The sequence below is a fragment of the Aeromonas sp. 1805 genome, from assembly GCF_013085525.1.
GTDB lineage: Bacteria > Pseudomonadota > Gammaproteobacteria > Enterobacterales > Aeromonadaceae > Aeromonas > Aeromonas hydrophila.
Genome location: NZ_CP038515.1, coordinates 1985883 through 2006064, shown reverse-complemented (window position 1 = coordinate 2006064; position 20182 = coordinate 1985883). Strand labels below are relative to the sequence as shown.

The window sequence follows — 20182 nt, the reverse complement described above, 5'->3', positions numbered from 1 at the left end:
AGATGCATTTCATGCTGTTGACCGCACTGGCCCTGAGCGCCACCCTGCAATTTGACTGCCCCGCAACCATTGAAACCCGCCAGCAGCAGCTGGGGACCAGCCCGGGGTGGCAGGCCGTCACCCGCAACGATCTGGGGGAACAACACCAGCCCCTCAGCCACCGGCTGGACAACCTGGCCCTGTTCGACGGCGACCCCGATGAGCGAGCCCAGCTCAAGCCGGACAACGGCGACAGCGACGCGCTGCACTACTGGAGTCTGGATCGCCGCAACCCTCGCCCCTTCTATCTGGTCTGCCACTATCGGGAGACCGCCATCACCCTGCAGCACGCGCTGCCCGCCGGCATCAGCTACTGCCGGGTCAACCAGCCCGAGCCTTACGATCTACGCGGATTGATCTGCCGCAACGAGTGACAACTCCGGCACGACCCAACGATGGCTGCTGCCTACGGAGCATGATCGGCCGACAGGGAATGCATGTCGGCCGGAGCTGGTGGGAGTGGAGGCCTGATCAGAGCAGCAGTTCCGCCAGCTCGCCCAGCGCCGTCAGCTCCACGTCCGGCAGCAGTTGCAGTTGTCGCCAGGGCTGACCGCGCTCGTTGAGCCAGGCGGCCTTGAAGCCGTGCAGCCGAGCCCCCAGCACGTCGGTCTGTGGATGATCCCCCACGTGCAGGATCTGGCCGGGGGCCAGCTTGAGTGCCCTCTGCGCCTCTACGAACATGTCCGGCGCCGGCTTCATCCTGCTGCCGAGGCCAGCCTTGTAGACCAGGGTGAAGTATTCCGCGAGCCCAGCCCTGCTCAGATCCAGATTGCCGTTGGTGATGACCACCAGCGGGTAGCGCTCGGCCAGCCGGGCCAGCAGGGCGTGGGTTTCGCCGCTCACCTCGATCTTCGAGCGCTCGGCCAGAAAGCCGGCGAACACAGACTCTGCCTCACGCTCCGCCAACCCTTGCGCCATGCCCCCCGCCATCAGAGCGGCCTGAATGCCGTGCTGGCGCGCCAGACTGACGTCGTGGCGCAGTGCCGGCTGTTCCAGCAGCAGGTTGTGCTTGAGCGCCTGCCAGCGCGGCTTGTCCAGCATGGCGGTGGCCAGGTATTCGCTGCGCAGGTGGCTCAGCATCCACTGCTCGGCCCGCTCGATGGCCGGGCCGTTGTCATAGAGGGTATCGTCGAGGTCAAACGAGATGGCGGCCACCGGCTGCCAGCGGCGATAGAACTGCATGGTATCTCCTCTTGTCGAGGCCGGGCGTGCCCGGCCCTCCTCATTCGTCGTCCGGAGCCGCGGGATCCCGCTTCGCCCGCGGGTGGGCGCTGTCATACACCTTGGCCAGATGCTGGAAGTCGAGGTGGGTATAGATCTGGGTGGTGGAGAGATCGGCGTGACCCAGCAGCTCCTGCACCGCCCGCAGATCGCCGGAGGACTCCAGCATATGGGTGGCAAAGCTGTGGCGCAGCTTGTGGGGATGGACGTGGGCGTTGAGCGCCTGCTTGTTGCCCCAGCCGTCGAGCCGCTCCTGCACCGAGCGGGCCGACAGCCGCTGCTTGCGCTTGGAGACGAACAGCGCCTCTAGCTCATCGCCGGCCAGCAGGGGGCGCAGCTTGAGCCATTTGTGCAGCCACTCCACCGCCATCCGCCCCACCGGCAGCACCCGCTCCCGCGAGCCCTTGCCGGTCACCCTGAGCTGGCGCTCGTCGAGCTTCACGTCCGCCAGATTGAGCCCCACCAGCTCGGCCAGCCGCAGGCCGGAGGAGTACATCAGCTCCATGATGGCGCGATCCCGCACCGCCAGCGGATCCTGCTCGTCGGTGATGTTGAGCAACTGGTACATCTCGTCCACATCCAGGTTCTTGGGCAGCGGCCGCCCCTGTTTGGGGGTGACGATACCACGCGCCGGATTGGCGGTGAGCCGCCCCTGCCGCACCTGCCAGTCGCAGAAACTGCGCAGGGCGGAGACCTTGGTGGCCAGTGAACGGGGCGCCAGCCCCGCCTTGTGCATCCGGGCCACCAGACTGCGCACCTGACTCGCCTCGAGCCGGGCCCAGTCGTCGACCCCGAGCTTCACCAGCTCGGCGGTCATGGCTTCCAGATGGGCCTGGTAGTTGCTGCGGGTGTGCGGGCTGAGCTGGCGCTCGACCCGCAGGTATTCGATGAAGGCCGCCAATTCGTCGGCCAGCGCGGCCGGCAGGGGCTCGGCGGCTGGTGGCGCCTTGGCGGGGGATCTGGCCGGCGTCTTAGCCACGCGCCAGCTCGGGCAGACGCAGCTGCAGCAGGCGGCCAAGCTGGCCCAGCAGCAGGGTGTCGTTGTGGGGGGTGAAGTGGCTCGGATCCGAGCTGGCGAAGGCCAGCACGCCGAGATCGCCGAGCCGCATCAGCGCCACCGAGTTGACCAGCACGTCGTGGCCAAACAGCGCCTGCTTCTCGCTCTGATTGAGCCGGCCGAAGTAGTAATCCTGACCCGGCAGGCGCTGACCCAGCAGCTGCTCGAGCTGTCGGCCCTCCGCCATGAACTTCTGCTCGGGGCCGCTCAACTGGAATTTTTTCGGGCTGAGCCAGAGCCGCAGGCCGGTCAGCCGCAGCCGCTGCACGAACGCCTTGCCCATCACGGCGCTCACCTCGAACAGGCTCTGACAGCCGTACAGCTCGCCGTAGAGATCGGCATAGACCCGGAAGATCCGCTCGTTCTCGCTGGCGATCCCCATCAGCTCGGTGATCTCCTGCTCCAGCTGTTCGATGCGCTCGCGCTGTCTGTCCAGCTGGCGCTCCACCAGCGAGACGGTGCCCTTGCGTTCGTGAGGAATGCGGATCCGGTCCAGCATGGCCGCGTGGCGCTGGAAAAACTCGGGATAACGGGCCAGGTACTCCAGCACTGTGGCTTCATCCACCAGTGGTTCCTGCCGTTTGAGTTCGCTCATAACTTGGTTGGTCCATCCGAAAAAGGGGCACAAGGCCCCGACATTAGTGCTTGGCAGAGCGGGGGCCTCCCCGCCCGTGCCTATAACTCTATCTGACCGTCAAATACGTGCTCGGCCGGCCCGGTCATGTAGACCGGCTGACCCGGCCCCTTCCAGGCGATGGTCAGCTTGCCTCCCGGCAGGGTAACGGTGACCCGCTCCTTGAGCTTGCCCTGGCTGATGCCCACCACCACGGCTGCGCAGGCGCCGGTCCCGCAGGCCAGGGTCTCGCCCACCCCGCGTTCGAACACCCGCAGCTTGATCTCGCTGGCGTTGACCATCTCCATGAAGCCGACGTTGACCCGCTCGGGAAAGCGCTCGTGTCGCTCCATGATGGGACCCAGGGTCGCCACCGGCGCATCGGCCACCGAGGGCACCTCGATGACGCAGTGAGGATTGCCCATGGAGACGGCCCCGCACATCACAGTATGCTCCTGGGCCCGCAGCAGGTAGGTTTTTTCCGCCTTCTGGGCCCGGAACGGGATCTTGCCCGGCTCGAACTGGGGCACCCCCATGTTGACCGTGACCTGGTTCTCCCCTTCCAGTTGCAGCACGATGCGGCCGCGCGCCGTGCTCACCGCGATGCGATCCCGGTTGATCAGCCCCTTGAGGCGCACGAAGCGGGCGAAACAGCGGGCACCGTTGCCGCACTGCTCCACCTCGCTGCCATCGGCATTGAAGATGCGGTAGTGAAAGTCGAGCTCGGGATCATAAGGCGGCTCCACCAGCAGCAGCTGGTCGAAGCCGATGCCGAAGTGGCGATCCGCCAGCTTCTTGATGACCTCATTGCTGAAAAACACCTTCTGGGTGACGCCATCCACCACCATGAAGTCGTTCCCCAGCCCGTGCATCTTGGAAAAATCTATCAACATCGTGCGTTCCTGTACCCTTGTTCACGCTCTCACCTGGAGGAACGCTTAGAGAAATCCATTAACAATCAGGGCAGTAAATGCTCACCGCGCCAGAGATCGGCCAACTGCTCGCGCTCTCTGATGAGGAACGACTGCGCTCCGTCCACCAGCACTTCGGCGGCACGGGGACGGGTGTTGTAGTTGGAGGACATGGTAAAGCCATAGGCACCGGCGGAACGCACCGCCAGCAAGGAGCCCTCGGCGATCGCCAGGGTGCGCTCCTTGCCGAGGAAGTCACCGGTCTCGCAGACCGGGCCGACCACGTCGTACAGCGCCGGCTCGTGGGTCGTGCGGCTGTCCACCTCGATGATGTTCATCCAGGCGCCGTAGAGCGAAGGACGCAGCAGATCGTTCATGCCGGCGTCGATCAGCGCGAAGTTGCGGGTCTCGCCCGGCTTGAGGTACTCCACCCGGGTCAGCAGTACGCCGGCGTTGGCGACGATGGCGCGGCCCGGTTCGAACAACAGGGTCAGATCCCGGCCCGCCAGCTTCTGCTTGAGCGCCTCGGCATATTCGCTGGGATGGGGCGGCTGCTCGGCGCCGTAGTTGACCCCCAGGCCGCCACCCACGTCCAGGTGGTGAATGTGGATGCCTTCCGCCGCCAGGCCGTCGATCAGCCGCAGCAGCTTGTCGGCCGCCTCCATGAAGGGATTCAATTCAGTGAGTTGCGAGCCGATATGGCAATCCACCCCGACGATCTCGATGTTGGCCATGGCCGCCGCCTTGCGGTAGATGGCGGGCGCCTGCTCGATGGGAATGCCGAACTTGTTCTGCTTGAGGCCGGTGGAGATATAGGGATGGGTACCGGCGTCGATGTCCGGGTTGACCCGCACCGACACCCGGGCCTTCTTGCCCATGCCGCCCGCGACCCGGTTCAGACGCTCCAGCTCGGCTTCCGACTCCAGGTTGAAACAGAGGATCTCTTTATCCAGCGCGAGGCGCATCTCGGCTTCGCTCTTGGCCACCCCGGAGAAGACCACCTTGGCCGGATCGCCGCCCGCCGCCAGCACCCGCGACAGCTCGCCACCGGAGACGATGTCAAAGCCAGAGCCAAGGCGTGCCAGCAGGTTGAGCAGCGCCAGGTTGGAGTTGGCCTTGACCGCATAGCAGATGAGATGGGGGATGTCGCCCGCCGCCTTGTCGAAGGCGTGCCAGTGGCGTTCAAGGGTGGCGCGGGAGTAGACGTACAGCGGGGTGCCGTACTGCTCGGCAAGTTGTTGCAGCGAGGTGTGTTCGGCCTGAAGCTGGCCGTCGGCGTCGTAGTTAAAGTGATCCAAGGGGGCGGTTCCTTCCTAAATTATTGCGGCGCGGCCTCTGGGGCAGCCTCGGCGGTCGCAGGCGTCTGTGCTTGCGGTGTACTCTGGGTCTGGGGCTGCTCGGGGGCGGCATGTAGAGCGGTCCCGTCAGGCCACACGCGGCCAAACCAAGAGACAGAAGAGTGGCAAGCAGACACTTGGTAAGCTGGGTAATCATAATGGTTCGCTGCGAAAAAATTTTTGGCCCTCTATAATCGCACTCACATTGTTAAAAGCAACAGGATAAACCGATGAAGGATCACGAGTATCACGCCCTGACCGACGCCTTTTTCCAATATGTGGAGGACACCGTCGACGCAGGATATCCGGATATTGACTGTGAGCGTGCCGGCGGGGTCTTGACCCTGTCGTTCGAGAACAAGACCAAGGTCATCATCAACAAGCAGGAACCCCTGCACCAGATCTGGGTCGCCACCCGCGAGAACGGCTTCCACTTCGAGCTGCAAGGGGAAAGCTGGATCGACAACCGCTTCGGTCACGAGCTCAAGACGCTGCTGAGCAAGGCCTGCACCACCCAGGCGGGCGAACCCGTCCAGTTCCCATGATGGTGCAGCCCGCCATGATCGATCTGCATCCTGAAGGCGCCCGTCACGCGGTGATCTGGCTGCACGGGCTGGGGGATTCCGGCGCCGGCCTCGCCCCGCTGGTGGATGCGCTGGCGCTGCCCGCCGACCTGCCGGTGCGTCATCTGCTGCCCGATGCGCCGGAGCGCGCCATCACCATCAACATGGGCTACAAGATGCGCGGCTGGTACGACATCAAGAGCTTCGACAACCCGGCGGATCGCGCCGTGGAGTCCCACGTCAGGGAGTCCGCGGCCCGCATCGCCGCGCTGATCGAGCAGCTGGTGGCCGAGGGCTTCGCCCCCGAGCACATCGTGCTGGCCGGCTTCTCCCAGGGGGGCGTGATTGCCTCCTTCACCGCCCTGCGCCTGTCGCAGCAACTGGCGGGCCTGCTCTGCATGTCCACCTACCTGGCGGCGCCCGACGCCCTGCTCGGCGAGATGAGCGAGGCTGCCCGCAGCCTGCCCATCTGCTACATGCACGGCATCTATGACGACGTGGTGAGCCTCTCCATGGGCTGGGATGCCAAGAACCGGCTGGAGGCGGCCGGGCTCTCCCCCGAGTGGCACGAGTACCCGATGCGCCACGAGATCTGCCGCACGCAGCTCGACGACATCCGTCAGTGGCTGCTGGCCCGCCTCGCGGGCTGAGCCAATCGCGGATAGCCAAACGGCCTGCAGATGCAGGCCGTTTTCATTCGATATGAGCGATGATCCTGTGCAGCAGGGGGCCCAGACCAGGGCGCTTGCGCGCACGCCGGACCGGCCCCTGCCCTACCCCGCGCCTGCGGCGGAGCCGAGCTCGCGCCCCTGACCAGCGTCGCGCAGCTGGCCCTGGCTGCGGTAGGGGATCACTTCCAGCTCGCCGTTGATCTGCACTATCTCGTAGTACTGGGGCAGGTTGAAGTTGCTGAACTGGCCCGCGTCGCTGAAGCGCTCGTGGCTGGAGGTGTAGAAGCGGTTCACCCCCTGCACCAGCTCATCCTTGTTGCCGGCGAAGTGCTGGTAGATCTCCACCCGGTTCGCCTCATCCAGGATATATATGTTGGTGCCCGCATCCCGGGTATCGAAGAAGAACTGCACCAGCCCCTCGCTGGCGTAGGCGTCGACGATACCGGGCAGATGCTGGCTGTGAGTCTTGTCGAGCCGCAGCGGCAGGTGATCCAGCTTGTTGTGGGAGATGTGGCGATAGAAGTCGACCGCGTTCTCCAGCTTCTTGACCGACACCCCGCGCCGCTCGAAGAAGATGCCGTACTTCTCGCGGCCGAGCGCCAGCGTCTTGACCAGCTGCTGCTTGTCGCGGGCCAGACGCAGCTCGATGCACTCGGCCACCAGCTGCTGGAAGCGGGTTCGCACCAGAGAGCGGAAGTGCTGGCTGTAGCAGAACACCTCGATCATCTCGGGGGCGGCGGCATCCTGATGCATCTTGCCGAGGATGGTGGTGAGAGCATCCACCACCGCCTCGTCTCCCTGGAAGTGCAGGGTACGGATCTCGCTCCAGGAGTTGCGATAGACCAGGTCTACCGAACCCACCAGGCACTCCTGGTTGCGGCCGAACGAGAAGACGTCGGCGGCGTTGGCGTCGAATTCGATCACCTGGCCCACCCAGTGACTCGTCGGGTCCGTCTCCAGGTTGAGGAAGATGGAGAGCTGGCGAATTTCGCACGGCCGGCTGAGGGCCAGGTTGGTGGCGCGGGGATACTTGACCGGGAAGGTGCCGGACAGATCGCGACAGAACTGGTGCAGGTTGTCGATGTGCAGATCCGAGCCCTGGTTGAACAGGTGCACCCGGGACTGGGGCGTCAGCAGGCCGTTGAAGTAGGCCCACGACACCAGCTTGCTGATGTAGCCGTTATATTCGAGCGGCGCCCGACCGATGATGTCTGCCGGCTCCAGCGAATGTTTGTAGAGATACCAGCCGGCACGGTTCAAGCGGCCGTGCGGCACCTGCACGAAGCTGAGATCCGGCTCGCTCAAGTCCGGCGCAATCTTGAGGTTGATGCGCTGCACCTTGCCCGGCAGGCTCTCGAATGCGGCATAGAGCTTGCGCGACAGGATGCCGATGTCTTCCGGGTTGATCGACTCGCTGATGTTGTTGCGCCGGGCGAACTGGATCAGGTTGCGGTAGCTCTGCATCAGAGCTTCCAGCAGCTCGGCGTGAGCCACCTTGACGTCCTCGACCTTCCACTCCTGGCGGTGATCCAGATGATGCAACCGCTCCTGACTCCAGCCCCAGTAGGCCACCAGCTGGGTCATCTGCTCGCGGCGCCAGGCCGGGGAGTGCTCCTCCTTCGGGTGGCTGAGACCGTCACACACCTTCAGATAGAAGCAGCGGCGCACCAGATCGAGCCGCTGCATGTCGCCGATGGACTTGAGGTAGTTGGTCACCTTGTCCAGCATCAAGCAGTAGTTGTCGAGCCGGTAGTGCATCCCCTCGTTGTGCTGGAACCAGTCGCGGCTGGTCACCGACAACAGACGGGTGTTGGGATACTCGTGGGAGTAGGCCTCCATCAGCACCGACTTGAGCACCGCCTTGTAGGGGGAGTCGATGCCCTTGTAGAGCTGCCAGAGGGCGGAGCCGAAGTACTCCTCGGCCGGAATGCGGTTGAAGCCACCGAGATCGAGCCAGTCATCCTGGCTCAGCTTGCCGTGGGCAAACAGGCCGTTGACGTAGTCGTCGTAGTGGTCGTCATACTCGCTGGGCACCAGATACCAGAGCAGCCGCTTGCCCGCGATCAGCATGGCGCTGCGATAGAACTCGTCGAGCAGCAGCAGGTGCTGGGCGCTGCCGCAGCTCTCACCCTGCATCTGGGCATCGTTGCGCTGGCGGAACTTGTCCTCGGGGATCAGGAAGAAGTTGAGATCGACCCCCCGCTGCTCGGCCCACTTGGAGAGTTGCTGGCACTTGAGATCCAGCAGCTCGAGCCGCTCCTGCGACAAACCGGCCACGTGGCAGACCCAGATGTCGAGATCCGAGTGGCAGCACTGACCGATGGACGAGGTGCTGCCCATGGAGTAGAGCCCCTGGATCGACTTGTCATGGGTGGTGAGGCCGTTCAGGCAGTTGGCGTTCTGGCACAGATCCTCGATGAAGGCCTGCTGGGCGTCATTGGCGGTAAAACTCCAGATGCCGTGCGGCACATCCCCCGCCACATAACCGGGCAGCAGGGGGTGATTGAAGTGCAGCATGACGGGTAGCAGCTGAAAAACCTGCTGCCCGTAGCGACTCATGAGACCTAGCGCCCGTTGCGTCTTGAGACGATTGAGTTCGTCGTAGCGCGCCACCAGCGTGTCGAGTTTTACCAGCAATGCCCTGCCTATACCGAGGTAAGAAATGACGCACCAAAACGGGGAGACGTCAAAAAAGTGTGATCATGTTAACAATGCAAACAGCGGTGGTAAACAAGCCCGCACACAATCGCCGGATTATTTATGACAAGTCACTAAACAGTATCATTGGAAAGCAATAAAGATTTGTAATTTCAACAGATTAACCAGCAAGCCAGACTTAATAAAAATCATTTTCAGCGGCCGTTTTTGAGCTTGAGCCCGCTTTTGCGGGCTGCGCCATGAAAGCCCCTGCAAAGGGTGGTAAGATCGTTTTCCTTCTAAAGATGAAACAACTGATTGATATGGCAGCCCGAACCCTGAAAATTGCCACTCGCAAGAGCCCCTTGGCCCTGTGGCAGGCCAACTTCGTCAAAGACCGGCTGGAAGCCCTGTACCCCGAGTTGCAGGTCGAGCTGGTGCCCATGAGCACTCAGGGTGACAAGATCCTGGATACCCCTCTCGCCAAGGTGGGCGGCAAGGGGTTGTTCGTCAAGGAGCTGGAAACCGCCATGCTGGAGGGACGGGCCGACATCGCCGTGCACTCCATGAAAGACGTGCCGGTGGAGTTCCCCGAGGGGCTCAGTCTGCACACCATCTGCGAGCGCGAAGATCCGCGCGATGCCTTTGTTTCCAACCGCTTCGGCCAGATTGATGAGCTGCCGCAGGGGGCCGTGGTCGGCACCTCCAGCCTGCGTCGTCAGTGCCAGCTGCGCGCGGCACGCCCGGATCTGGTGATCCGCGACCTGCGCGGCAACGTCAACACCCGTCTCGCCAAGCTGGACGCCGGTGAATACGACGCCATCATCCTCGCCGCCGCCGGCCTGAAACGGCTGGAGATGGCACACCGCATCACCGCCTTCATCGAGCCGGAGCAGAGCCTGCCCGCCAACGGTCAAGGCGCGGTCGGCATCGAATGCCGCCTCGACGATCACGAGCTGCACGCCCTGCTGGCCCCGCTCGAACACCCCGAGACCCGGATCCGGGTGCTGACCGAGCGTGCCATGAACCGCGCCCTGCAAGGGGGCTGTCAGGTCCCCATCGGGGCCTACGCTCTGGTGCAGGGGGAAGAAGTGTGGCTGCGCGGCCTGGTGGGCAGCCCGGATGGCAGCCGTGTCATTCGCGACGAGATCCGCGGTCCGCTGGCCGACGGCGAGGCCCTCGGTCACACCCTGGCCCAGCGTCTGCTGGCCGATGGTGCCGATGTCATCCTGGCCGAGGTCTACCGGGCATGATCCCGCTGGTGGTGCGTCCGGCCGCCCAGGCCGCCGAGCTGGCCGCACTGCTGCGCCAGCACGGCCACGCACCGCTCTGCTGCCCGCTGCTGGAAACCGTGGCGGGCAGCGAACTGCACCGCCTGCCCGAACTGCTGCCCCAGGCTGACATCGTCATCGCCGTCAGCGTGCATGCAGTTCATTTCACTCATCATTTTCTGTTGCAAACTGGTCAGACCTGGCCAAATATTGACTACTTTGCGGTCGGCCAGGCCAGCGCGGATGCCTTCGCCGAGGTGGGCATCCAGGCCTTCAGCCCGGACGATCCGCGCAGCGAAGGGCTGCTGGCCCTGCCCGGCCTGCAACAGGTGAACGGCAAGCAGGTGCTGATCCTGCGCGGCAATGGCGGCCGGGATCTCATCGCCCGGACGCTGGCCTCACGCGGCGCACTGGTGCACTATTGTGCGGCCTATGAGCGCCACTACCCCGCACTGGACGGGGACGCATTGACTTGCCACTGGCAGGCGGCCGGGCTCGACAGCCTGCTCGTCACCAGCGGTGAACTGCTGCAACGGCTGCTGGAACTGGTCCCGGACCAACAGCTGCCCTGGCTGCGCGACTGCCTGCTGGTGGTGCCCAGCCCGCGGGTGGCCGAGATGGCCGCGGCGGCGGGCTTTACCCATATCACGATTGCCCAGGGTGCATCCAACCAGGCCCTGACGGCCGCTCTGGAACTGAGGAAGATGGAATGACTGAACAGCAAGAAGTCCAGCCGAGTGCCGCGGCCTCCGTGGCCGACAACAAGCAACCCGGCCAGAAGGTCAACAACAAGAAGGGCAGCTCGGGTGCTGTGGTCGGCGGCATCGCCATCCTGCTGGCCCTCGGCCTGACCGGCGGCCTCTATCTGCACGGCCACAAGAGTACGGTGGCCCAGCAGGGCGAGCTGAACCAGCTCAAGCTGCAACTGGCCGAGGCCATGAACAAGCTTGACCAGAGCAACAGCAAGGATGGCGAGCAGCTGGCCGCCCTCGGCAAGCAGCAGCAACTGCTGCAGGACGAGCTCAAGGGGTTGCAGACCCGGGTGCTGGATCTCAACGACAAGCGCCCCAACGACTGGATGCTGGCCGAATCCGAATACCTGGTGCGGATGGCCGGTCGCAAGCTGTGGCTGGAACACGACCTCGTCTCCGCCATCACACTGCTCGGCAATGCCGACGAGCGCATCAAGGCGCTCAACGATCCCAGCCTGATGCCCATCCGCAAAGCGCTGGCCGAAGACATCGCCCAGCTCAAGGGGATGCCGCGCATCGACCGCGAAGGGCTGACCCTGAAGCTGGCCGCCCTCTCCGATCAGATCGAGCTGCTGCCGCTCTCCACCGTCAGCATGCCGGAAGCCAAGAGCGAGCCTGATCAGGCCGTCAGCACCAACCCGGACGAGTGGGAGAGCAATCTCAAGAAGAACTGGGTCAAGTTCACCGAGAACTTCATCACCATCCGCCGTCGTGACGGCGCGGTGGAGGCCCTGCTCTCCCCGCAGCAGGAGATCTTCCTGCGCGAGAACCTCAAGACCAAGCTGCTGCAGGCCCAGCTCGCCGTCTACCGCGAGCAGCAAGCCCTCTATGACGACAGCCTGGACAAGGCCCAGCGCTGGCTGACCCAGTATTTCGACACCGACAACAGCGCCACCCACTACATGCAGTCCGAGCTGGACAAGCTCAAGGGGGAGCAGATCCAGTTCAACTATCCGGATCGCTTCAAGACCCAGGCCATGCTGGAAGAGGTGCTGACCGAGCGCCTGCAGCGCATTCTGGCCAGCAACTGAGGAGGGCACCATGATTCGTCTGATTGTACTGGTGGCCGCCATGGTGGCCGGCCTCATCTTCGGCCCGCAGGCCTCCGGCAACAAGGGCTATGTGCTGATCTCGCTGGGCAACTACACGGTTGAATCTTCGGTCACCAGTGCGGTGATCCTGGCGGTGCTGTTCTACGGTGCCCTGCTCATCGTCGAGTGGCTGCTGGGCCGGGTATTCGGCCTGCGCCGCAAGACCCTGGGCTGGTACGGCTCGCGCCGGCGCCGCAAGGCCAACCAGCAGACCGTGGCCGCCACCCTGGCCATGGCCGAGGGGCACTACAGCCAGGCCGAGAAGCTGATGCTCAAGGGCGCCAGCAACAGCGATACCCCGCTGCTCAACTACCTGAGCGCCGCCAAGGCGGCCCAGGCCCGTGGTGATGACGTGCGCCGGGACCAATACCTGCAAAAGGCGCAGGAGGAGAATCCCAAGGCCGAGCTGGCGCTGACCCTGACCCAGACCCAGCTGCAGATCGAGCAGGGCCAGTACGACACCGCGCTGGCCATGCTGGAGTCCGTCTATGCCCTCAACCCGCGCCACCCCATGGTGCTGGACCAGCTGCGCCAGGTGCACCTGGCCCGCGAGGACTGGGCTGCCCTCATCGACCTCATTCCGGTGCTGCACAAGGTGGGCAAGCTGACCCCCAAACAGGAAGAGGATCTGCTGCAGCAGGCCTGGCGTGGTCGCCTCGACGCCGCCAGCGGCGCCCTCGAGACCCTGCGCCCGATCTGGCAGGAGCTGCCGCGCAAGCTGCGCCAGGATCCGGATCTGCTGGCCGCCTATGGCGATCGCCTGCGCCAGCTGGGGGCCGACAATGAAGCCGCCGAGCTGTGGCTGGATGCACTGCGCAAGCAGGTCTCGCCCCAGCTGCTGGCCCGTCTGCCCAAGCTCAGGCTCGACAGCTACCAGCCGATGCTGACCTTGCTACAGAAGATCCAGGATCAGCCTGGCGTCGACGCGGCGCTGGCCCAGGTCTACCTGCTGGCCGGTCAGCTGGACGACGCCCAGCGCCTGCTGGAGCAGGAGGTAGCGAAGGCGCCGAACGCCGCCGTCTACCACGCCCTCGGTCAGGTGATGGACAAGCGCCGCCTCACCAACAAGGCAAACGAGTACTACCGCCAGGCATTGCAGCTGGCCGACGTCTGACGCCCGTTCGTCACGAAATAAAAAGAGGCCGCAGTTGCGGCCTCTTTTTATTGGGATTGTTCCGAATGGCTGCTCTCCCTTCTCCCCTCGTGGGAGAAGGGTCGGGGATGAGGGGGAAACCAGCAACCACTCTCTCCCTGTGGGAGAGGGTCAGCCTCAGGCCGTCAGCCGCTCCAGTTCACCGATGAGCCAGATAGCCTCCTCCCGGTGATAGCCGCACACCTCCTGCATGGGACGAAAACCGCCACACACCGCTGGCCGCTCGGGTTGGCCGAAGATCTTGCAGCCCAGCCGCGCATCGAGCTGCACGCAGGGCACGCCGGCCGGTTTGCCGTCGGGCATGCCGGGAATGGCACTGCTGATACTGGGGGCGATGCAGCAGGCACCGCAACCTTGACGACATTCCATGTGATGCTTTCCTCGGCAGGGCGAACCAGTTTAGCAAAGGGCGGGGATTTTCCTCACTGTTATCCCGGCCCCGCCATGAAATAGTCCCCTTGCAAGCAGACAACAAAAAGCCCGACAGTGTCGGGCTTTTCAGGCGGTACCATGGGGGTTGCCCCGCGCGCATCCTGATTAGAGGATGATGTCGCGCACCACGCTGTCTTTGCGATCCAGGAAGTGAATCGACTTGATGCGACGGATAGTCCGCGATTTGCCACGGATCAGCAGGGTCTCGGTGGTCGCCATGACGCCGTCGCTGGTGATGCCGTCCAGCAGATCACCCTTGGTGATACCGGTGGCCGAGAAGATGACGTTGTCATTCTTGGCCAGGTCTTCCAGCTTGAGCACCTTGCTCACGTCGATGCCGAGCGCCTCGCAGCGGGCAATTTCCTGCTCGCCAAACGCACGCACTTCCGGGCTGTCACCCTTGACCTGATGACGGGGCACCAGGCGGGCCTGCATGTCACCGTCCAGCGCACGGATCACCGCCGCCGAGATCACCCCTTCCGGTGCGCCACCGATGCCATACAGCATGTCCACTTCGCTGTCCGGCAGACAGGTGAGGATGGAGGCAGCCACGTCGCCGTCAGGAATGGCGAACACTCGCACACCCAGCCCCTGCATCTCCTTGATCGCCTTGTCGTGGCGCGGCTTGGCCAGGGTGATCACGGTCAGGCGGGAGAGCGGCTTGCCAAGCGCCTTGGCCACGGCCTTGAGGTTCAGCTCGAGGGCCTGATCGAGGTCGATGGCACCCTTGGCCTTGGGACCCACGATCAGCTTCTCCATGTACATGTCGGGGGCCTTGAGGAAGGAACCCTTGTCGCCGACGGCCAGCACGGCCAGGGCATTGGCCTGACCCATGGCGGTCATGCGGGTACCCTCGATGGGATCGACCGCGATGTCCACCGCGTCGCCCAGACCCGTACCCACCTTCTCGCCGATGTAGAGCATGGGGGCTTCGTCAATTTCACCCTCGCCGATCACAATCTCACCATCGATCTGGATCTGATTGAGGATATGGCGCATGGCCGCAACGGCCGCCCCATCGGCGATATTCTTGTCACCACGTCCGAGCCACTTGTAGCCAGCCAGTGCAGCCGCTTCCGTCACTCGGGAAAACTCGATTGCCAGTTCACGTCTCATCGCATATCCAACCTTTGGAGCTCGAAAACGGGCGGCATTCTACCACAAGGGCAAACCTTTGCGCGCAAAAGTGGCGGTTCGTCACACAAAACACGGCCCTTTCACCAATTTGACATCAAACCGCCACCGACACTTCACGAGAGTGTCACCCCGCTGTCATCCCCCCTGCCTAGCATGGCCCCCGTCTTTTACAACAAAGCTTGCAACACAAGGGATTAAGATGAAAAAGCTGACTGTAGTGGCACTGGCTCTCACCGCGGCCTTCCAGGCTCACGCCGTTGAAGTTTACAAGAATGACACCACCACCCTGGATCTGTACGGCCGCATCTACGCCGGCCAGTTCTTCGGTGACAAGAAGGAAGGGGTCGACAGCACCCATCCGAACGGCACCCAGGAGTACAGCGACAAGCAGGGCGCCAACCAGTTCGTCCGCTTCGGCGCCAAGGTCGACAGCCAGATCAACAGCCAACTGAAGGCGCTGGCCCAGTACGAAGTGCAGATGTACATCAACGACAGCGAGAAGACCATCAGCGAGAACTCCGACAACCTGCGCACCCGTCTGGCGTTCGCCGGTGTTGGCGCCGACTGGGGCAACATCACCTTCGGTCGCCAGAAAGGGGCCCCGGGTTTCCTGGCTGACTGGACCGACGTGTCTCTCTCCGACGGTTACGGCAACGACGCGCTGGGCGCCAAGACCGACACCTTCGCCACCAACCGTGCCGGTTCCGTGCTGAAGTACTCCGGTCTGTTCAACGGCTTCCAGGTAGACACCAGCTACAAGTTCGACGGCGGTGACACCGAAGAGACCACCAGCAAGGACAGCGATGCCGCCTACGGCGCCGCCGTGGCCTACACCTTCCCGTTCAACTTGGCGCTGGGCACCGCCTACAACGTGGGGATCCGCGACAAGAACGGGGAAGAGGATGCCAAGCTGTGGCTGCTCTCCACCAAGTACGACAACAAGGCCGTCTACGCCGCCCTGAGCTATGCGGACGGCACCGACTTCCTGGCCACCGGCAAGGATCACACCGGCTGGGAAGGGGCGCTGGGCTACAACTTCGAGAACGGCTTCGGCCTGATGGCGCTGTGGAACAAGCAGAAGGTCGAGCAGGACGGCAAGGCCGACTATGACTCCATCGACTACTACACCCTGGGCGCCCAGTACAAGTTCAACAAGAACCTGCGCGTCATCGGCGAGTACCGCATCAACAACCTCGACAGCAAAGAGAGCGGCAAGCTCAACGTCAAGGATGACTTCCAGCTGGCGGCCCGCTACGACTTCTAAGTCGGGCCCCTCTGCACTGCGCGCGCCGGCTGATGCCGGCGCGCTCTTTTGCATCCGCGTCGGCGTGCCCTGCTCCCCATGATCTAGGCTCAACAGAACCACGACGAGGAGATCATCATGCCGCTACGCCTGCTCATCTGCTGCTGTCTGCTCTGCGCCCTGCCCGTCCAGGCGCTGACCATTGCCATGGTGCTGTGGCGCGGCGAGACCGATGCCGAGCGCGGCTTTCGCGACGAGCTGAACCGGCTCGGTCATCACCCCACCTTCGTCACCTTCAACGCCAATCAGGACAGAACCGCGCTGGCCACCCTGCTGCGCCAGCAACTGCTGCCCTCCCTCGCCGACTACAACTACATCTACTGCTTCGGCACCACCGCCACGGCCATGGTCAAGAGCCTGGTGGGCAACCGCAAACCATTGATTTTCAGCATAGTGTCCGACCCCGTCGGGGCCGGCTTCCTGTCCGACGACAAGACGGAAAACCAGATGGTGGCCGGCACCAGCAACATGGTGCCGATGGCACTGCAGCTCGCCAACGCCCGCCGCTATCTGCCCGCCGGCAAGGGGCTGCTGCTGCCGTTCAACCCGCGCGAGCAGAACACCCTGCTGACCGGCGAGCTGCTGCTGCGCGAAGCCCGTCGCTACCAGTGGGAGCTCACCACCTGGCGCATCGCGCCGGACAAGCGGCGGCTGGCCAGCGAACTCAAGCGGCTGCAGCACGACGCCAAAGAGAGCATCGTGTTTCTCGCCGCCGACAGCTACCTGCTCTCCATCGCCCCCGAACTGCTGGCCGCCCTCAACGAGGCGGGCATCCCCACCATCTGCAGCGCCGAGCTCTATGTCGAGCACGGCTGCACCGTTGGCACCATCAGCAGCTATCGGGCCCTCGGCCAGATGGCGGCCAACATCATCCATCGCAACCTGCAGGGCACCCCGCTGCAGGATATCCCGCTGCAGACCGACCCGATGCCGCGGCTAGTACTGGGCAAGCAGCTGGCCGGGATCGCCCCCTCCGCCGCCGACCACTGAGCCCTCATCCCCTTTCTTCCCTCCTCCCGTCACCTTGCCGACAGGGCGCCCTGTCGGCGCTGGCGAGCCATCCGATACCCAGTCCCATCGCCAAAACATGTTTCTATTGCACAGCTAATGAAAATCAATATCATTAGCATCCTCCCGGATGGGAGAAAACAAAATAATTACAAATAAATCAACAAGTTCAGACCATCAGGTCGCTTCTTCAAGAGTCAACACGCAACATGCACACACCTCACCACCCGCGCACTCTGCTGAGTGTCGCCCTGCTGGCCCTGAGCGCCGGCGCACACGCCGAAGACGAGACCATGACAGTGGTCGGCAAACGCAGCCAACATGAAGAGGTCGCCACCGCGACCCGTACCAACACCCCGGCCAAGCTGGTGCCGCAGGCCATCGACAGCGTCAAGGCCAGCGAGCTGACCGCCTTCGGCCAGCCCACCCTGAGCGAGGCCCTGACCGGCATCCCCGGCGTCAACGCCAGCGGTGACACCCGCTTCGACGGCGTCAACATCCGCGGCTTCAGCGCCAGCAATGACTTCTATCTGGACGGTTTTCGCGACGACATGCAGTACACCCGCGACCTTGGCAACACCGAGCGGGTCGAAGTGCTCAAGGGACCGGCGGCGGTGCTCTACGGCCGTGGTAGCACCGGCGGCATCGTCAACCGGGTCAGCAAGAAGCCGCATAAGGGGCTGGAGTCCAGCGTCAGCGCCCAAGTCGGCAGCTTCGACAGCCGTCGACTGGCCGCCGACCTGAGCGGCGAAGCGGGTGAACAGGTGCAGGTGCGCCTCAACCTGGCCCAAGAGGACAAAGAGAGCTTTCGCAACGGCGTGACCAGCAAGCGCACCCTGCTGGCCCCCTCCGTCAACTGGGAGATCAGCGACAAGCTGAACTGGCTGCTGCAGTACGAGCGCAACGAGCACGACCGCACCCCGGATCGCGGCATCCCCGGCGTCAATGGCCGCCCCGCCGACGTGCCAAAGGAGTATGTCTACAGCGATACCCGCCGCGACTTCATCGACGACGTGGCCCAGTCCACCCGCTCCCGCCTCACCTGGGACATCAACGATCAGTGGCAACTGCGCCAGCAGCTGGGCTACACCAGCCTCGACAGCCAGTTCGACAACACCTATGTCACCAGCGTGAAGGGGGATCAGGTGACCCGCTCCCGCTGGCAGCAGGATCTCAAGGCCAACAGCCTGATCAGCAACACCGAGGCCGAAGGCCAGCTGCAGACCGGCCCCGTCGAGCACCGTCTGCTGGTGGGCTTCGAGCAGAACTGGCAGGAGCGCACCCCCAAGCTCTACCAGAACGCCACCGCGATCCCGGCCGGCAACCTCTATGATCCGGGCTCCCTGCCCACCTACGACGGCGCCATGAAGCTCTCCAGCGACGCCAACCACAAGGTGCGTGGCTACGGCCTCTATGTGCAGGATCAGCTCAGTCTGGGCGACTGGCACCTGCTGGCGGGTCTGCGCCGCGACGACTTCACCGTCACCAGCCGTCGCAACGACCTCAACAAGGAGGAGACCGTCTCGGTCACCAGCCTGAGTCCGCGCCTGGGCCTGGTGTGGAACCCGATCGAGGAGCACGCCTTCTACACCTCCTACAGCAAGACCTTCACCCCGGTGGGCGGCGAGCTTATCGGCATCACCCCGGGCGACAAGAACAACAACCTGGATCCCCAGCACACCCGGCTGTACGAGGGCGGCGTGAAGAGCGACTGGCTGGATGGCCGCCTGGCGACCACCCTCTCCCTCTACCGGCTGGAGATGTACAACAAGCGCAGCAAGGATCCGCTGGATCCCACCAAGGTGATCCTCACCGGTCTGCAGCGCACCGAGGGGATCGAGCTGAGCGCCCGCGCCCAGCTGACTGACGAGTTCTACCTGCGCGGCGGCATCGCCATCCAGGATGCCGAGCAGGTCAAGGCGGACGCCGATCTGCAAGGCAAGCGGCCGATGAACGTCTCCCGCCAGAACGGCGAGCTGTTCGCCGGCTATCAGAGCGGCAAGCAGGGCTGGTTCGGCGAGACCGGGGTGACCGCGGTGGGCGATCGCTTCGCCGACAACGCCAACACCACTACCCTGCCCGGTTACGCCCGCTTCGATGCCCGTGCCGGCTACCGCTGGCAGCAGTGGGAAACCCAGCTGAGCGTGGAGAACCTGACCGATCACGACTACTTCGTCAGCGCCACCAGCGCCTCCCAGATCATGCCGGGCACACCCCGTCAGCTGCATCTGAGCGCCGCCTACCGCTTCTGATCCCCGCCTTTTCCCGATCCCTCTGGCCAGCTTCCGCTGGCCAGATTTTTATGAAGCACCGAGCGATGAAACGCAGAAAACTCCCCCTGCACAACAACAAGTGGGTGCGCCGCATCCACGCCTGGGCCGGCTTTGCCACCCTCACCCTGATGCTGCTCTACGGCCTCACCGGCCTCTGGCTGCAACACAGGGCCGTGCTGCCGCTGCCCGGCCCCCACACCGATAAGTCCAGCGAAGAGATAGTGTTGAGCGCACCGCTGAGCAGCCCGGATGAGCTGAAAAGCCTGCTGCAACAACGCTATCCAGCAGGGTTCGAGGAGAGGCGCGTCCAGCTCACCCCGCCCCAGACCCTGCCCACCCCCGACGGCCCGCTCACCCTGCCGGCCCGCTGGGAGATGCGCGGCGTCACCCTGAGCGAAAGCGTGGCCGCCAGCTATGTGGCCGGCACCCTGCTGGTGCGCACCGAACTGCAGCAGGCCAACTTCGCCGCCAGCCTCAACCGGCTGCACCGTGGCATGGGCACCGGCCTGCCGTGGCAGCTGGTGGGGGATCTGGCAGCGCTGGCCATGCTGCTGCTGGCCCTCACCAGCCTGCTGATGTGGAACAAGCTGCACGGCCCGGCCGCGCGCGGCATCGCCCTGCTGCTGCTGGGCGCCCTGGTCACCGTGCTGGTGGCCCTGCTCTAGCGCGTTTACCGACGGCAAAACGGGATCTGCCTCTCGGCGGCGGTAACC

Annotated in this window: 20 protein-coding genes; 11 read left to right on the top strand and 9 right to left on the bottom strand. The window is 64.1% G+C overall.

Features of this window, described 5'->3' with window-relative positions; genetic code table 11:
- The first annotated feature begins 11 nt into the window (after positions 1-11).
- Positions 12-413, top strand: a complete 402-nt coding sequence (locus E5E96_RS09575) for an STY0301 family protein (RefSeq protein WP_171282026.1) — start codon at positions 12-14, stop codon at positions 411-413.
- 97 nt (positions 414-510) lie between these two features.
- Here E5E96_RS09575 and E5E96_RS09570 read toward each other — a convergent pair whose 3' ends face one another.
- The 6 genes from E5E96_RS09570 to E5E96_RS09545 all read right to left on the bottom strand — a co-directional run bounded on the left by E5E96_RS09570 (position 511) and on the right by E5E96_RS09545 (position 5335).
- On the bottom strand, positions 511-1221 hold the full coding sequence (locus E5E96_RS09570; protein WP_171282025.1) for an HAD-IA family hydrolase: 711 nt from the start codon (positions 1219-1221) through the stop codon (positions 511-513).
- Between the two features lie 40 nt (positions 1222-1261).
- On the bottom strand, positions 1262-2239 hold the full coding sequence (xerC, locus tag E5E96_RS09565; RefSeq protein ID WP_301271281.1) for a tyrosine recombinase XerC: 978 nt from the start codon (positions 2237-2239) through the stop codon (positions 1262-1264).
- Positions 2232-2912, bottom strand: a complete 681-nt coding sequence (locus E5E96_RS09560; protein ID WP_016349251.1) for a DUF484 family protein — start codon at positions 2910-2912, stop codon at positions 2232-2234. Before E5E96_RS09560 ends, xerC begins: the two co-directional genes overlap by 8 nt.
- A gap of 80 nt (positions 2913-2992) precedes the next feature.
- Complete coding sequence (gene dapF / locus E5E96_RS09555; protein WP_011704447.1) at positions 2993-3823, bottom strand: diaminopimelate epimerase; 831 nt, start codon at positions 3821-3823, stop codon at positions 2993-2995.
- 65 nt (positions 3824-3888) lie between these two features.
- Positions 3889-5139, bottom strand: coding sequence for a diaminopimelate decarboxylase (gene lysA / locus E5E96_RS09550; RefSeq protein ID WP_042066089.1), 1251 nt, complete (start codon positions 5137-5139; stop codon positions 3889-3891).
- A complete protein-coding gene (locus tag E5E96_RS09545) occupies positions 5126-5335 on the bottom strand; it encodes a lipoprotein (RefSeq protein WP_241876833.1) in 210 nt (69 codons plus the stop codon). The genes lysA and E5E96_RS09545 overlap by 14 nt, the downstream gene beginning before the upstream one ends.
- 73 nt (positions 5336-5408) lie before the next feature.
- On the opposite strand from E5E96_RS09545, the gene cyaY reads away from it, so the two are divergent.
- Complete coding sequence (cyaY, locus tag E5E96_RS09540) at positions 5409-5723, top strand: iron donor protein CyaY (RefSeq protein ID WP_011704445.1); 315 nt, start codon at positions 5409-5411, stop codon at positions 5721-5723.
- A gap of 14 nt (positions 5724-5737) precedes the next feature.
- On the top strand, positions 5738-6391 hold the full coding sequence (locus E5E96_RS09535) for an alpha/beta hydrolase (RefSeq protein WP_171282024.1): 654 nt from the start codon (positions 5738-5740) through the stop codon (positions 6389-6391).
- A 123-nt stretch (positions 6392-6514) separates the two neighbouring features.
- Here E5E96_RS09535 and E5E96_RS09530 read toward each other — a convergent pair whose 3' ends face one another.
- Positions 6515-9049: a class I adenylate cyclase gene (locus E5E96_RS09530; protein ID WP_171282023.1), complete on the bottom strand. Its 2535-nt coding sequence runs from the start codon at positions 9047-9049 to the stop codon at positions 6515-6517.
- Positions 9050-9372: 323 nt separating this feature from the next.
- Here E5E96_RS09530 and hemC point away from each other — a divergent pair, with 323 nt between their 5' ends.
- The 4 genes from hemC to E5E96_RS09510 are packed head-to-tail and all read left to right on the top strand — an operon-like array spanning position 9373 to position 13277.
- A complete protein-coding gene (hemC, locus tag E5E96_RS09525; RefSeq protein WP_171282022.1) occupies positions 9373-10302 on the top strand; it encodes a hydroxymethylbilane synthase in 930 nt (309 codons plus the stop codon).
- On the top strand, positions 10299-11033 hold the full coding sequence (locus tag E5E96_RS09520) for a uroporphyrinogen-III synthase (RefSeq protein ID WP_171282021.1): 735 nt from the start codon (positions 10299-10301) through the stop codon (positions 11031-11033). The genes hemC and E5E96_RS09520 overlap by 4 nt, the downstream gene beginning before the upstream one ends.
- Positions 11030-12103 carry a uroporphyrinogen-III C-methyltransferase gene (locus E5E96_RS09515; protein WP_171282020.1) on the top strand — a complete coding sequence of 358 codons (1074 nt, stop codon included), beginning with the start codon at positions 11030-11032 and terminating at the stop codon, positions 12101-12103. Before E5E96_RS09520 ends, E5E96_RS09515 begins: the two co-directional genes overlap by 4 nt.
- A 10-nt stretch (positions 12104-12113) precedes the next feature.
- Entirely contained in the window at positions 12114-13277 is a 1164-nt protein-coding gene (locus E5E96_RS09510) for a heme biosynthesis HemY N-terminal domain-containing protein (RefSeq protein WP_158198135.1), read from the top strand.
- Between the two features lie 156 nt (positions 13278-13433).
- Here the strand turns inward: E5E96_RS09510 and E5E96_RS09505 are convergent, their stop codons facing one another.
- Together E5E96_RS09505 and glpX are read right to left on the bottom strand one after the other, a co-directional pair.
- On the bottom strand, positions 13434-13685 hold the full coding sequence (locus tag E5E96_RS09505; protein ID WP_171282019.1) for a YkgJ family cysteine cluster protein: 252 nt from the start codon (positions 13683-13685) through the stop codon (positions 13434-13436).
- 168 nt (positions 13686-13853) lie between these two features.
- Positions 13854-14864 carry a class II fructose-bisphosphatase gene (gene glpX / locus E5E96_RS09500; RefSeq protein WP_171282018.1) on the bottom strand — a complete coding sequence of 337 codons (1011 nt, stop codon included), beginning with the start codon at positions 14862-14864 and terminating at the stop codon, positions 13854-13856.
- Between the two features lie 220 nt (positions 14865-15084).
- Here glpX and E5E96_RS09495 point away from each other — a divergent pair, with 220 nt between their 5' ends.
- The 4 genes from E5E96_RS09495 (at position 15085) to E5E96_RS09480 (ending at position 20134) form a co-directional block, all read left to right on the top strand.
- On the top strand, positions 15085-16149 hold the full coding sequence (locus E5E96_RS09495) for a porin (RefSeq protein WP_171282017.1): 1065 nt from the start codon (positions 15085-15087) through the stop codon (positions 16147-16149).
- Between the two features lie 117 nt (positions 16150-16266).
- Positions 16267-17178 carry an ABC transporter substrate-binding protein gene (locus tag E5E96_RS09490; protein ID WP_171282016.1) on the top strand — a complete coding sequence of 304 codons (912 nt, stop codon included), beginning with the start codon at positions 16267-16269 and terminating at the stop codon, positions 17176-17178.
- A 227-nt stretch (positions 17179-17405) separates the two neighbouring features.
- Positions 17406-19448, top strand: coding sequence for a TonB-dependent siderophore receptor (locus E5E96_RS09485; RefSeq protein WP_171282015.1), 2043 nt, complete (start codon positions 17406-17408; stop codon positions 19446-19448).
- 65 nt (positions 19449-19513) lie between these two features.
- Entirely contained in the window at positions 19514-20134 is a 621-nt protein-coding gene (locus tag E5E96_RS09480) for a PepSY-associated TM helix domain-containing protein (RefSeq protein WP_171282014.1), read from the top strand.
- Positions 20135-20182: the final 48 nt, after the last annotated feature.